Origin of the sequence: Amycolatopsis sp. NPDC050768 (assembly GCF_040654155.1) — a bacterium.
Lineage (GTDB): Bacteria > Actinomycetota > Actinomycetes > Mycobacteriales > Pseudonocardiaceae > Amycolatopsis.
On record NZ_JBFAHL010000025.1, the window covers coordinates 75697 to 88891 of the forward strand.

General features: G+C 71.9%; 10 protein-coding genes. 4 read left to right on the top strand and 6 right to left on the bottom strand.

Annotated features, from left to right (window positions below):
* Positions 1-74: 74 nt before the first annotated feature.
* On the top strand, positions 75-1025 hold the full coding sequence (locus AB0H62_RS45445) for an alpha/beta fold hydrolase (RefSeq protein ID WP_360592380.1): 951 nt from the start codon (positions 75-77) through the stop codon (positions 1023-1025).
* Between the two features lie 3 nt (positions 1026-1028).
* On the opposite strand, the gene AB0H62_RS45450 is transcribed toward AB0H62_RS45445, so the two are convergent.
* The gene (locus AB0H62_RS45450; RefSeq protein WP_360592381.1) at positions 1029-1580 is read right to left on the bottom strand and encodes a Uma2 family endonuclease; all 552 of its coding nucleotides are present in this window, start codon (positions 1578-1580) and stop codon (positions 1029-1031) included.
* Between the two features lie 504 nt (positions 1581-2084).
* Here AB0H62_RS45450 and AB0H62_RS45455 point away from each other — a divergent pair.
* Positions 2085-3773 (top strand): TIGR04141 family sporadically distributed protein, encoded by a 1689-nt coding sequence (locus AB0H62_RS45455; protein ID WP_360592382.1) that lies wholly within the window; start codon positions 2085-2087, stop codon positions 3771-3773.
* Positions 3774-3920: 147 nt separating this feature from the next.
* Here the strand turns inward: AB0H62_RS45455 and AB0H62_RS45460 are convergent, their stop codons facing one another.
* Positions 3921-5315, bottom strand: a complete 1395-nt coding sequence (locus AB0H62_RS45460; RefSeq protein WP_220238225.1) for a wax ester/triacylglycerol synthase family O-acyltransferase — start codon at positions 5313-5315, stop codon at positions 3921-3923.
* 58 nt (positions 5316-5373) lie between these two features.
* Here AB0H62_RS45460 and AB0H62_RS45465 point away from each other — a divergent pair, with 58 nt between their 5' ends.
* Positions 5374-6618, top strand: a complete 1245-nt coding sequence (locus tag AB0H62_RS45465; protein ID WP_220238224.1) for an alpha/beta hydrolase — start codon at positions 5374-5376, stop codon at positions 6616-6618.
* 1 nt (position 6619) lies between these two features.
* Here the strand turns inward: AB0H62_RS45465 and AB0H62_RS45470 are convergent, their stop codons facing one another.
* Complete coding sequence (locus tag AB0H62_RS45470; RefSeq protein WP_220238223.1) at positions 6620-7840, bottom strand: FAD-dependent oxidoreductase; 1221 nt, start codon at positions 7838-7840, stop codon at positions 6620-6622.
* A 14-nt stretch (positions 7841-7854) separates the two neighbouring features.
* Complete coding sequence (gene folE / locus AB0H62_RS45475) at positions 7855-8454, bottom strand: GTP cyclohydrolase I FolE (protein WP_220238222.1); 600 nt, start codon at positions 8452-8454, stop codon at positions 7855-7857.
* A 199-nt stretch (positions 8455-8653) separates the two neighbouring features.
* Between folE and AB0H62_RS45480 the strand changes: the two genes are divergently transcribed.
* A complete protein-coding gene (locus tag AB0H62_RS45480) occupies positions 8654-9298 on the top strand; it encodes a transcriptional regulator (protein WP_255638804.1) in 645 nt (214 codons plus the stop codon).
* On the opposite strand, the gene AB0H62_RS45485 is transcribed toward AB0H62_RS45480, so the two are convergent.
* Together AB0H62_RS45485 and AB0H62_RS45490 are read right to left on the bottom strand one after the other, a co-directional pair.
* Positions 9283-10443 carry an SWIM zinc finger family protein gene (locus AB0H62_RS45485; RefSeq protein WP_360592383.1) on the bottom strand — a complete coding sequence of 387 codons (1161 nt, stop codon included), beginning with the start codon at positions 10441-10443 and terminating at the stop codon, positions 9283-9285. The two genes, AB0H62_RS45480 and AB0H62_RS45485, sit on opposite strands and share 16 nt — an antisense overlap.
* Positions 10443-13193: a DEAD/DEAH box helicase gene (locus AB0H62_RS45490; protein WP_360592384.1), complete on the bottom strand. Its 2751-nt coding sequence runs from the start codon at positions 13191-13193 to the stop codon at positions 10443-10445. Before AB0H62_RS45490 ends, AB0H62_RS45485 begins: the two co-directional genes overlap by 1 nt.
* Positions 13194-13195: the final 2 nt, after the last annotated feature.

A 13195-nucleotide genomic window follows, 5' to 3' on the forward strand; every position in this document is an offset into this window, starting at 1 on the left:
CCCCCGGTGGCCTCGGCAACCGGGTACGCCAGAAGCGGAACAGGCCGTCGAGCAAAGAGGGGTGCCGAGTCGACGTGGGTGCGGAACAGGTTCTCCTAGGCGCGCTGGGCGACGTCGGCTGGCAGGCGACCCGGAAGCTGGCCACGATCCCGCCCACGGCCGGGGTGCCGGACCCGGAGCCGCTTTCGCTGCCGGGCCGCGGCCAGACCGTGGTGGTCGACGTCGGCCCGCGCCAGGCGCCCGCGATCATCCTGCTGCACTCCGTGGCCTGCACCGGCCTGCTGACCTGGTACCCCGTGCTGGACCGGCTTTCCGCGCACTACCGCGTGGTCGTGTTCGACCAGCGCTGGCACGGGCAGGGCATTCGCTCCCACCAGTTCACGCTGCAGGACTGCGCCGACGACGTCGTGGCGGTGGCCGACGCGCTCGGCATCGACCGGTTCATGATCGCCGGCTACTCGATGGGCGGCATGGTCGGGCAGATGGTCGCCTACCAGCAGCGCGAGCGCGTGAGCGGGCTCGTCCTGTGCTCGACGGCGAGCTACTTCCGCCGCGGCGTGCGCCAGCGCGTGGCGCTCGACCTGTTCGGGCGCACGCTGCAGCTCATGCGCGACCAGGCCAAGATCGGCCTCGTCCCCGGCGACCCGCGCCGCGAACGGCTCGCGCGCCTGGAAGACCACCGGTGGGCGCTCGCCGAGTTCCGGTCCACGAGCCCCTGGGCCATCGCCGTCGCGCTCGACGAGATCGGCCGCTTCGACTCCGCGCCGTGGCTGCACACGCTGCGCGTGCCGACGTCGGTGGTCGTGACCAGCCGCGACGGCTTCATCGCGCCGGCGCACCAGCGGTCACTGGCCCGGCGCATCCCGGGCGCGGCGACGTACGAGATCCCCGCCGGGCACACGGCGTGCGTGCTCGCGGCAAACCAGTTCGTGCCCGCGCTGATGGCGGCGTGCACGTCGGTGCACGCGGCGATCGCCGACGAGGAAACCGCCCGGGTGCGCGAAGAAGAACCCGACTCGGCGTGAAGATCAGTACCTGGAAACCAAGTCCGCGGGCCTGAGGGAGATCCGGTAGGGCACCTCGAGGTGCACGGTCTCGTCGCCGGTGGCCTCGGCGTCGAGCACGAATTCGGTGCCCTCCAGGCGAAAACAGCTGAGCGTGGGCTCATTGGGCTCGATGACCCAGTAGAACGGGCAGCCGGCCGCGGCGAGGCGGGCGGGTTTGAGGTGGCGGTCGATGTAGCGGCTGGACGGGGAAACGACCTCCACCGCGAGCACTGGCACGCCCACGAGCGCGCGCTCGGTGAAGGTCTCCCGCCGGCCGACCACCACGTCAGGGATCATCACGGTGAACTCGTCGAGCACGACGTCGACCGGTGCGGGGAGCACCTCGCAATCCGCGGGGCACACCGGGCTGAGCGCCGCGAGCAGGCGCGCGACGACCCTTTGGTGCAGCGGACGCGGGGAGGGGCTCACCAGAAGCGTCCCGTCCACCAGTTCGTATCGATGGCGTTCATCCGTGATCGCCTCCAGGTCCCGACGGGTGAGACGGTCGCCGTGTGCGAACGACGGGACTGTCATCATGCTGCCCCCAGGACGGGCCGATCGGAAAACGACTAGGCCAGCGTAGACGGACACACGCGGCAGCGCGAACCGTCCTCCGGCGGGCGGGAAACCCGGGCGGCCTATTCGTCCACGCACCGTCCGGCGTTCGCCGTCACGCAGGGTCACGAAAATGCGGAGAAACAGACTCGAACAGCCCAGGAGAACCCCCTTCGACAGGGCCGTTCGAGTTATGTGAGCGAATTCCCAAAATGGCCATTCCAGGTAGGGTAATACGACACCAATGGATTACCCGTTGGATGTCTGAGCTGGGCCGAAACCGATCTTTCGCGATGCCGTAAACGTCCCCAGCTCCGCGCCACATCACGTTATCATTGCGCGATCCGCCAGTGCGGGAAACCCCGAGTAAGGTGAACTTCACCATTCCGCATCACGTTCGCTCTCCGTGATTAACCGGGTGGACAAGAAAATCACGCATTCTGACTCGACCTTCGCACGCGTCAGCACACTTCGGTGGTGGTCATGCCTGCCCCGTCCGCACCCAGCCGGCCCGTCTCCCTCTTCCGTCTCGACGGCACCGGCGCCGAGTCCGACCTGCTGGTGTCGCTCAAGCCCGAGCAGGTCACCACCGACACGACGGTGGACCTCTCCGGCACGCGCGCGCGGCTGGTCGCCGGCGCCTTCCACACCGAGATCCCGCAATGGCTTCCGCACGCGAGCGCGTTGACCGGCAGCGAACTCGACCTCTCTTCCACGCTGCCGTTCGCCGTGCTGCTCGTGCCGCGTCCACCTTGGACATACGCGGTGTCCTGGGGCGCCGGGCACCTGGTGCTCAACGACGAGTACGTGGAGCAGGGTTTCGGGCTGCTGTTCGGGATCCGCCGCCTCGACCCGTTCGACCTCGGGCTGGTGTCGAGCGCCGCGCTCGACGTCTCGGCACGCGCCACGCAGATCTCGATCCCGGGCGGTGGCGAGCTTTCCGCGTTCCGACTGGAGCCCTACGGCGACCTCGTGAACCGGCTGGCCGGCTCCGCGGACCTGACCGACCTCACCTACGGGCGCGTGACGGGTAAGCGCTACCGGATCCGCGTCGGCAACTCGCTCTACGTGCCGCTTGCGAAGGAACCACAGGCTTTTCTCGCGGATCTCGACGCCGTCGGTGCGGTGGTGGACGAGCCCGACGCGTCCTCGGCGCTGCGGTTCGTGGCGCAGACGCGGCCGCTCGACCGCCACCACCGGCTCGTCCCGACGCTGGAGACACGCCTGGCCGAAGCGCTCGGCGGCGACACCGACGCGTCACTCGGCCTGGCGTGGCCCGCGACCGCGGTGAACGACGCCGAGAACGCCGGCTCGTTCCGCATCACCGGCCTGGGTTCCGGCGGGCCATTGCACATCGAGTCGCGGCTGGAGCTGGACCACCTCACCGGCCGGCTCGCGCAGCTGCCCGAGGACAAGCGGGTGAAGGCCTTGCGCGCCGGGCGCGTGGTCACGTGCGCCGACGAGGCCGGCGAGGAGGAGACCGGGTCACCCGTGCAGGTCGCGAAGTGGCTCGTGTTCGAGACGACGATCGGGCACACGCGCTACGTGTTCCACCAGGGCCGCTGGTACCGCATCGGCGAGACGTACGTGGAGCAGATGCGCGAGCAGGTCTCGCAACTGCTGGCGCGCAAGTACGAGTGGCCGGACCTCACGTGGAAACCCACCGGGGAGCCCGACGACGAGAACCGCTACTGCCGCCAGGTCGCCACGATCGACGGGTACGTCTGCCTCGACCGCGACACCGCGACCACGCCGCTGCACCCGCGCTTCGAGCTGTGCGACCTGCTGGGCCCGGGCAACGAGCTGATCCACGTGAAGTGGCTCGGCCGGGCGACGGCCGCCAGCCACGTCTACACCCAGGCGCTCGTGTCCGCCGAGGCGCTGCACGACGAGCCGGAAGCGTTGGCACAGCTGGCCGAGAAGGTGTCCACATCGGACGACGGACGCGTGCTGACCGAGGCGCCGGACACCGTCGTGCTCGCCGCCGCGGGCCGCGCGTGGAACGTCGACGAGCTGTTCACGCTGTCACAGGTCGCGCTGCTGCGCCTCGACCGGGCGGTGCGCAGCCTGCAGGCCACGCTCAAGTTCGCTGACATCCCTTACGTGGCCAAGAAGAAGACCACAGCGCAGCCCGCGAAACGCCGCCGGAAGACCGTGAGGCGGATAGGCTGACCGCCGAACCCCGAGGGCAAGGACGGTACGGCTGTGACTGCTGATCCCGAGATCCGTGCCCGGATCGAAGAGCGCTGGCGGGCTTCCGAGCGCGGGGACATCGACGTCGAGCACGCGATCTGCTGCGGTGGCGGAACGGATGCCCGACTAAGCCGGCGAGGCCTTCAGCAGCTCCGTCATCGCCTCGGGCAGGGCCTCGGCCAGCGGCCACAGGTCCTTCACCAGCTCCTTGGCGCCGAGCAGGCCGACGCCGACCTTGCCCTCGTAGGAGAAGACGGTGATGTTGAGCCCGGCGCCGTGGAAGACGGGGCCGAGCGGGTACAGGCCGGTGACGCGGGCGCCGAGCAGGTAGAGCGGCGTCGGCGGGCCGGGCACGTTTGAGATGATCAGGTTGTGCACCACCGGGTGGCGCTCGGCCAGCCGCAGCGAGGAGTAGGCGCGCACGCCGAGGCCGAAAGCCGTGGCCGGGGAGAACTGGGCCCAGTCCGCGAGCATGTCGGCGTCGATGTCGTAGTGGTGGTCCTTGGACAGGCGGTTGGCCTCGGCGAGGAAGAACACGCGCGCGGCCGGGTCACCCAGGTGGGTGGGCAGCGAGGCGAAGAACGCGGACACCTTGTTGCTGCCGTGGTCGCGTTCGGTGCGCTCGTGCACGGACACCGGCACGGTCGCCACCAGCGGGTCTTCCGGCAGCTCGCCGCGGCCGAGCAGGAACTGCCGCAGCGCACCGGAAACGAGTGCCAGCACCACGTCGTTGACCGTGACGCCGAAGGCGTTCTTCACGCGCTTCACGTCGACGAGGTCGACCTGGGCGTAGGCGACGCTGCGGTGGCCGGTGATCGTGCCGTTGAGCGACGTGCGGGGCGCGGTGAACGGGACCGGCATCCCCTTGCCGCGCAACGTCTTGCCGAGCCAGCGGGGCACTAGCTCCACCAGCTCGGGCAGCAGCTTCGCCATCTCGAACGGGCGATGCACGAGTCCTTCCACGCTTTCGCGCAGGATCTCGACGCGCGTGGGCAGGCCGCTGTTGTGCTGCTTGTCCCGCGGGATCTCCGGCAGCGGTGCCTCCGGCTCGAGGCCCGCGAGGTAGGTGATCAGGCTGGCGCCGCCGACGCCGTCGATGCTCGCGTGGTGCATCTTGATGAGTACCGCGATGCCACCGTTGGACAAGCCCTCGATCACGTAGAACTGCCACAGCGGGTGCGCGCGGTCGAGCTGCTGGCCGGCGATGTGGGCGCACAGCTCGGCCAGCTCGCGGTCGTCGCCGGGGCCCGGCACGCCGATGCGGTGCAGGTGGTTGTCGAGGTCGAAGTCCTCGTCCTCGACCCAAACCGGGTGGCTGAGGTTCCAGAGTGGATTGTGCAGTTTGCGGCGGAATTCCGGAATCAGCGCGACGCGCTCGGCCAGCCGCCGCTGCAGCTCGGCGAACGAGTAGCCGCCGGGGATGGTGGACCCGTCGAGCGTGAGCAGCCCGCAGACGTGCAGGACCTGCGCGGGGGTCTCCAGGTAGAGGAAACTCGCATCCAGGCCGCTCAGTCGCTGCATGTCGTCAGGGTAATTCAGAACCGCGGACGGGGCGGGTCGCGGCGGTAGCATCGGGAAGGTGAAACCGGCCTTCCTCGCTCGCCGGGCCGCGCAGCTCGGCCTCACCGCCGTGGCCCTGCGCCCGCCGCGCCACCGCCTCACGTCGATCCCGGTGTTCTTCAGCGCGTGGCTCACCGACGAGCTGGCTCCGCAGCTGCTGGCGCTCACCGCGTTGGACACCGCGCAGCACATCGCGCGGCACGGGCGGCGGTCGTCGAAGGCCGGGGTTGCCTTGGCCGCGCTGTCGGCGGCCGGGCTGGGCGCGCTCGTGGCCACTGCGCAGAAAGCCCGCGGCGAGGTCGAGTCGGCGCTCACCGAGGCCCTCGGCCCGGACTACTCCGAGCGGCTGGCGCACCCGCCGAGCCCCCGCGACCTGGCGACGCCGTGGGGGCAGCTCGCGCTGCCGTTCCGCGGCGGCCACGACCCGGACGTGGTGCGCGAGCGGGACATCCCGTACGCCCCGGGCGGCAAGCGGTTCCTGCTCGACGTGTTCCGGCCGGCGAAGCCGGTGACCGGCGCGCCCGTGCTGCTGCAGATCCACGGCGGCGCCTGGACGATCGGCACCAAGGACGAGCAGGGCCAGCCCCTCATGCGCCACCTCGCGCGCCGCGGCTGGGTGTGCGTGGCGATCAACTACCCGCTCGCGCCCGCCCACCGCTGGCCCGCGCACGTGGAGGCCGCGAAGCGCGCGCTGGTGTGGATCCGGTCGAACATCGCTTCGTACGGCGGGGATCCGGGCTTCGTGGCCGTGACGGGCGGTTCGGCGGGCGGGCACCTCGCCGCGCTGCTGGCCTTGAGCCAGAACGACCCGGCCCTGCAACCGGACTTCCCCGGCGCCGACACCAGCGTGCAGGCGTGCGTGCCGCACTACGGCGTCTACGACATCGCGGCCACCAGCGGCGCGGCCGAGAGCCAGCACCGGCTCGAAAGCCTGCTGGCCCGCCGCATCTTCTCCCCCGACCGCGACCCGGTGACCTACCTCGACGACTACGTGGCCGCCTCCCCGCTCGACCGCGTCTCCGACTCGGCGCCGCCGTTCTTCGTGATCCACGGCCGCAACGACTCGCTCGTGCCCGTCGAGGAGGCCCGCGAGTTCGTCGCGCGGTTGCGCGCGACGTCCAAGCAACCCGTCGCCTACGCCGAACTCGCGGGCGCGCAGCACGCGTTCGACATCTTCCCCTCGATCCGCAGCGCCCACGTGGTCCGGGGCGTGGAGCGGTTCCTCGACCACACCTACCGGGCGTGGGCCGCGGCGGACCGGTAGATCAGGGTTCGAGCGGCGCGTTCGGGTCGGCGAGCCGGTCGGCGTCGATCGGGCCTTCGGCGCGGATGAGGGCCTTGAGCTGGTCGCCGACGTCCCAGACGTTGACGTTCATGCCGGCCAGCACGTGGCCGTCGCGGAGCCAGAAGGCGATGAACTCGCGCGCCTCGACGTCGCCGCGGAAGACGACGCGGTCGTAGGCGCCCGGGTCGACGTGGCCGTGGTACTCCATGCCCAGGTCGTATTGGTCTGTGTAGAAGTACGGGAGCTCGTCGTAGGTGGCGTCCTGGCCGGCCATCGCGGCGGCGGCGACGGCGGGCTGGTTGAGGGCGTTGGCCCAGTGCTCCACGCGCACGTGCTTGCCGAGCAGCGGGTGCAGCGCGGAGGCGATGTCGCCGGCGGCGAAGACGTCTGGGTCGGTGGTGCGCAGGGACGAGTCGACCACCACGCCGTTGTCCACGGCCAGGCCCGCGGCCTGCGCGAGCTCGACGTTGGGCGCGGCGCCGACCGCGACGAGCACGGCGTCGGCGGCGACCTCGGTGCCGTCGTCGAGACGGACGCCCGTGGCCTTGCCGCCGTCGGTGGTGATGGCCTCGACCTGCACGCCGAGGCGCAGATCGACGCCGCGGGCGCGGTGCAGGTCGGCGAAGACGGTGGCGACCTCGCGGCCCAGCACGGCCAGCAGCGGCAGCTCCGCGACCTCCAGCACGGTCACCTCGGCCCCGGCCTCGCGCGCGGCGGCCGCGACCTCAAGGCCGATCCAGCCCGCGCCGATCACGGCCAGGCGCGTGCCGGCGGTGAGCGTCTCCTTGAGCTTCGCGGAGTCGGCGAGGCGGCGCAGGTAGTGCACGCCCTCGGCGTCGGCGCCCGGGATCGGCAGGTGCCGTGGACTCGAGCCGGTGGCCAGCAGGAGTTTGTCGTAGCCCACGGTCTCGCCGCCCTCGAGGCGGACCACGTGGTTGTCGCGGTCGATGGCGGTGGCCGTGGCGCCCAGGCGCAGGTCGACGTCGTGCTCGGCGTACCAGCCCTCCTCGTGCACGAACACGCTGTCGCGCTCGGCCTTGCCGGCGAGGAAGTCCTTGGACAGCGGCGGGCGCTCGTAGGGCCGGTCGGGTTCGTCGCCGATGAGCGTCACCCGTCCGGCGAACCCCTGGGTCCGCAGTGCCTCAGCGGCCTTGGCGCCGGCCAGGCCCGCGCCGACGATGACAAAACCCTGCTCTGGCAAAGGAAACAACTCCTTTATGCGTTGACGCCCGTGAGTGCGAAGAACTCCTGGCGGGAGCGAGCATCCTCCCGCAACGTGCCCAGCAGTGTCGAGGTGACTGTGCTGGAGCCGGTGGCCTGCACGCCGCGCAACGTCATGCACGTGTGCTCGGCTTCGATGACCACGCCGACTCCCTTCGGGCTCAGCTGCTCGCCCAGCCAGCCGGCGACCTGCTTCGTGAGCCGCTCCTGCACCTGCGGCCGGCACGCGAAGTGCTCGACCACGCGCGCAAGCTTCGACAGGCCGAGGATGCGGTCGCCCGGCAGGTAGCCGACGTGCGCGACGCCCGTGAACGGCAGCAGGTGGTGCTCGCACACCGACCGTACGGGGATGTCGCGGGCCAGCACCAGCTCGTCGTAGCCCTCGTCGTTGGGGAACGTGGTGAGGTCGAACGAGCGTGGCGTGAACAACTCCGCGTACGCGCGCGCCATGCGCTCGGGCGTGCCCTGCAGGCTCTCCGTGTCCAGGCTGACGCCGAGCGCCCGCAGGAAGTCGCCGGCGGCGCGCGCGGCGGCGGCGAGGTCGATGCCGGGGTCGGGTTCGTGGACGACGTGCAGAGCAGAGCCGGAGCGCATGGGGACCCCTCGGGGTTCGGCGGGTTTTCGTCCATGAGTATTGGTCTTATTGCCAGTCTCGGTCAAGGTGACCAGTTCAACAGGGTGAACTGATACTTGCGGACACCTCCATGGGCGTTATCGTGGACCCGTGACGACTGAGCACGCCGCTCCCGCGATCAAGGCCGTGGCCGCGCTGGAGGAGGACCTGCGCCGCGGGATGTACACGTTCATCCGCGGCTCGGTGCGGCCCGTCACGCGCGACGAGGCCGCCGCGTCGGTCGGGATCTCGCGCAAGCTCGCCGCGTTCCACCTCGACAAGCTCGTGGACGCCGGCCTGCTTCGCTCGCGCTACGAGGCCGTCGGCGGCATCCGCAAGGTCGGCCGCACCCCGAAGGTCTACGAACCCGCCGACACCGACTTCGCCGTCACCATCCCGCCGCGCCGCCACGGCGTGCTCGCCGACATCCTCCTCGACGCCGTCGTCACCGAAGCCGAGGGCGAAACCGCCCGCGTCGCCGCCCTGCGCGTGGCCGGTGAGCGGGGCGAGGAACTGGGCACCACCGAACGCGCCTCCCTGCGCCCCGGCCGCCTCGGCGCCGAACGCGGCCTGACGCTCACCGAAACCGTCCTCGCCCGGCAGGGATTCGAGCCGCGCCGCGAGACGCCGACTTGCGTACGGCTGCGCAACTGCCCATTCCACCCGCTGGCGGGCAAGGCGCCGGACCTGGTGTGCGGGATCAACCAGGCGTTCCTGGGCGGCATCGTCGCGGGGCTGGAGGTGCCCGGTGTCGACGCGGTGCTGATCGATCCCGCGCCCGGTGGGTGCTGTGTGGAGCTGCGGACGGATCAGCCCGGCGGGTAGGCGACGTCGAGGGCGCTCGTGGACGGCGGGCCGTCAAGCTGCCAGGCCGGGCCGGTGCGGAGGAAGCGGTACCAGCGGTGGTCGCGGCCGTAGCGGAGTTGCAGGGGGCCTTGGGTCACGCGGTTGCGCCAGGTCGTGATGGGGTCGGGGAGGCCGGTGTCCGAGAGGCAGGCGCGAGCGTCCGCGACCGGGCCCGGGCCCGGTGACCACGTTTCGCGCAGGGCGGCGAGGCCGCCGCGGCCGGCTTCGCGCCAGGCGCCCGCCCGGGTGGTGAGTTCGGGCAGCGCGACACCGGCAGCCAGGGCCAGGGCGGGGAGTTCGTCGAGCGGTCGGGCGGCGGCGCGGCGGGCCAGGTCTTCCTCGAACGTCAGCTCGGCCGCGGTGCCGCCCGAAACGAGCAGGTCGCGGGCGAGGGAGGCGGCGTCAGTGGCGAGGGTTTCGAGAGTGGCCGAGGTCCAGCCCGTGCTCGGTGGCGGGTCGAGGTCGAGGACGGCGGGCGGGCCGGCGACGTCGGGCACCGGCGGCAACCGGGGAACTGACGTGACGCGGCGGGCGTACGCGCGCTTCGGGGTGAGGCCCGGGTCGTGGACCTTCTTGTGCTGCGGGCGGTCGGGGGCGCGCAGCGTGCGCAGCCGGGCGAGGACCTCGTCGCGGGGGCGGCCGCGGAGTTTGAAGAGCACGAACGGGTCGGTGTCGACCTCGTCGGCCACGACGTAGTACACGGCGGCGACGTGTTTGCACGGGTTCGCCGAGTCGGGGCACGAGCAGCGCGGCCGAAGGTCACCCGGTCCGGGGAGCAGGTCGGCGCCCGCCTCACGGGCTTGCGCGGCCAGCTCCTCGGGCAGCTCGCCGTCGAGCAATGCGGCGGTGTGGCCGAGGCGGCGGCCGACGACGTCGAGCAGCGTGTCCCACTGCTGCGGCGAGAACTCGCGCATCCGGATCGTCACGCGGTACGGCTCGGGCCGGCTCCCGCGCACGCGCGCGGTGACCTCGCCGGCGCCGACGTGCAGCTCGCTCACGGTGTCCTTGCGCGCGTACGTGCGCCCGCGCGGCAGGCGGTTCGGGTCGACGCTCGCGCGCTGCTCCAGCGCCTCCACCCAGGCGCGGCCCCACCAGGTGTTGCCGAACGTCCTTCGGGGCGGCATCACCCACCTCCGAGCCGCACGAGGTCGGCGAGCTGGTCGTCGGACAACTCCGTGATCCAGTCCTCCCCCGCGCCGACCACGGCCTCGGCCAGCCCGCGCTTCGCCTCGAGCACCGTGGCGATGCGCTCCTCCAGCGTGCCCTCGGCGATCAGCCGGTGGACCTGCACCGGCCGGTCCTGCCCGATCCGGTACGCGCGGTCGGTCGCCTGGTCCTCCACGGCCGGGTTCCACCAGCGGTCGTAGTGGATCACGTGCGTCGCGCGCGTCAGGTTGAGCCCGACGCCGCCCGCCTTGAGCGACAACAGGAACACTGGCACCTCGCCGGACTGGAACGATGCCACCAGCTCGTCGCGCCGCTTCGGCCCGACCTCGCCCGACAGCAGCGCGACGGGCAGCCCGCGGTCGGCGAGCCGGCGTTCGAGCAGGCGGCACAGCTGCACGTACTGGCTGAACACGAGCACGCTGTCGCCCTCGTCGAGGACCACGTCGAGCAGCTCCTCGAACGCGGCGAGCTTGCCGGAGCGTCCGGTGAGGACTCCCCCGCTCTCCTTGAGGAACTGCGCGGGGTGGTTGCAGATCTGCTTGAGCTCGGTGAGCAGCTTCAGCACCTGCCCACGCCGCTGCACACCCTGCGACGCGCGGATCTCGGCCAGGTTCTCGCGCACGACGGCCTCGTACAGCGTGGTCTGCTCGGCGGTGAGCGGCACGAACCGGTCGGTCTCGGTCTTGCGCGGCAGCTCCGGCGCGATGTCCGGGTCGGTTTTCTTGCGCCGCAACAGAAAGGGGCGCACGGTCGTGGCCAGCCGCTCCGTGGCGGTCCGGTCGCGGTCGCGCTCGATGGGCCGCGCGACGGTGCGGCGGAAGCGGTCGAGCGGGCCGAGCAGACCCGGTGTCGTCCAGTCCATCAAGGACCACAGCTCGGTGAGCCGGTTCTCCACGGGCGTGCCGGTGAGCGCCACGCGCGCGGCGGCCGGGACCTTCCGCAGCTCTTTCGCCGTGGCGGACAACGGGTTCTTCACGTGCTGGGCCTCGTCGGCGGCGACGAGCCCCCAGTCCGCTTCGGACAGTGTCGCGCGGTCGCGGCGGACCACGCCGTAGGTGGCGAGCACGACCTCGTCGGGCAGCAGGTCGTCGAGGTGGCGGCCGCCGCCGTGGAAGCGGCGTACCCGCACGTCCGGTGCGAACCTGGCGAACTCGCGTTCCCAGTTGCCGAGCAGCGACGTCGGGCAGACGACCAGCGTGGGCCCGGCTTTCAGTGCGCGGCGGTGCAGGTGCAGCGCGATGAGCTGGATGGTCTTGCCCAGGCCCATGTCGTCGGCGAGGCACGCGCCGAGGCCGAGGCCCGTCATCGTGGCGAGCCAGCCGACGCCCGCGAGCTGGTACGGCCGCAGGGTTGCCGCGAGTCCGTCGGGCGGGCCGACCGGCGCGGAGTCGCGTTCCTTGAGCCGGTCGACGAGCCCGGCGAGCGCGGGCTGCGCGGCGAACTCCACGGTTTCGCCGTCCAGCTCCAGCTCGCCCGTGAGCGCCGCGGCCAGCGCCTCGGCGCCGGTGAGCTTGCGGTTGCGCTTGGCGCGCATCCGGGCGAGCAGGCGCGGGTCGAGCTTCACCCACTGGCCGCGCAGGCGGACGAGCGGCCGCTTGGCCTCGGCCAGCGTGGCGACCTCCTCGTCGGTCAGCTCGTCGCCGCCGAGGGACAGGCGCCAGCGGAACTCCAGCAGGCCGTTGAGGGGGAACGCGGGGCCCGCCTCGCTGGCCGGCGCCTGCGTCGCGCTCGCCTTGGCGCGGACTTCGCCGGCGAAGAGATCCTTGGGCCACAACACTTCGATGCCGGCGCTACCCAGCTCGCGGCCGCCTGAGCCGAGCAGGTCCACGACGTCGTCATCGGACAGGGCCAGTTCCGTCGGCGCGGCTTCGGCGAGCACGCGACCGAGCGGCGGCCACGCTCGCGCGCCACGGCGCAGGCCGAGCAGCAGCTGGGTTTCCACTTGGTCGCCGAGGCGGTGCAGCACGGCGTCGGGCGCGTCCCAGAGCGTCGCGGCTTCGACGACCAGGCTCGGCTCCAGCGCGGACCGCACGGCCAGCACGCCCGCGAACTGCTCGTCTTCGCGCGCTTCGACCCGCAGGATCAGCTGCGCGCCGTGGGGCCCGCGGGCGTCCAGCTCGGTGAGCCACGCAGCCCCGTCCGGCCCGACCAGCGTCGGCTCGGCCTCCGCGAACTCCGGCACACCCGCCCCGACGGACGCGGCAGGGCTGCGCACCAGCACGTCGGCCGCCGCGTCCCACAACGCCCGGACCAGCGACTCCGGCGAATGCAGCCGGATCCGCTTCACCCCGGACAACGGCAACGCGTGCGCCTCCGGCGGCAACGCCGATGCGAGCCCCCGCACCAGCTCCTCGTCGGCCGCGTCCAGCGGCCCCACCCGCCACGACCCCACACCACCGGCCGTGAGCGCCGGCCGCAACCGCCCGCGCGCCACGAGGTTGACCCCGGCGTTCACCACCGCCGACCACGCGGCGATCGCCGGGCTCACGTCGTCGGGCACCACCAGCAGCCGCGGGATCGCGCGCGCCAGCGGAACGAGGCGAGCGTCCACCTTGGTGCGTGCGAACTTCTTGTCGTTGGGCAGCACGAGCTCGATCGCGGTGTCCCCCGCGACCTCGTCGCCCCACAACGCCAGCACACCCTCCCGCGGCGGGTCCGAGGGAAGGTAGGTGGCCTGGGTCAGTGCGCCGAACTCCACGCCCAGCACCG